Raw genomic sequence first — 731 nt, forward strand, 5'->3', positions numbered from 1 at the left:
CATGCGGCTTACATCAAGCGTGCCGGCTGGGGCTGAGCCCAACAGGGCCAGAGCCAGAGAGAACGCGCTCAAGATCACCACAGACAACAGGATCCAGCGGTTGCGCAAGCCGATGCGGACCTCTTGATGAGCGACAGTCAGGATACGTTTCAACATATCTCAGGCCTCCCCAGCTTTGTTGTCTTGGTGGGCTTTCTCGGAGAAGTGCTTATAGACGTCATCCAGTGTTGGCAGGTGTACGTCAATGTCATCAATCATAGTGCCCAGACTGGTGACAGCGGCAATTCTTGCGACCTTATCTTCGTGTGCACACATGATCTCGACTGAATGACAGTTGACCGGCGTTCCGCCCAAGCGATCAGCAAGTTGCTCTGCGGGTTCGTCTTTCGACTTGACCTTGAGCCGGACTGGCAGTCTTGCGGCTGTGCGCAGGTTCTCCAGTGTGTCGTTGGCGACCAGTCGACCTTTGGACATGATCAGGATGCGATCGGTGCGCGCTTCCATCTCTGTCAGAGCGTGGGACGATAAGAGGACAGTGGCGCCGTTTGCGGAGATTTCCGTCACCAGATCATAAAAGTTCTGGCGTGAGATGGGGTCAAGGCCACTGGTTGGTTCATCAAGTAAAACCAGTTTAGGTGTTCCGATCAGGGCCTGCGCCAGTCCAAGGCGCTGGCGCATCCCCTTGGAGTAAGTTCCGATGCGACGGCGGCCAGCTTCTGCAAGGCCGACAC

1 protein-coding gene is annotated in these 731 nt (G+C 56.2%); it reads right to left on the reverse strand.

Translation table 11 applies throughout. The features are described from left to right. Positions 1–159: 159 nt before the first annotated feature. The coding region (locus IE076_RS22525) for an AAA family ATPase (protein ID WP_189439033.1) at positions 160–731 on the reverse strand (572 nt) is incomplete at its 5' end.

The sequence above is a fragment of the Pseudovibrio japonicus genome, assembly GCF_014651595.1.
Lineage (GTDB): Bacteria > Pseudomonadota > Alphaproteobacteria > Rhizobiales > Stappiaceae > Pseudovibrio > Pseudovibrio japonicus.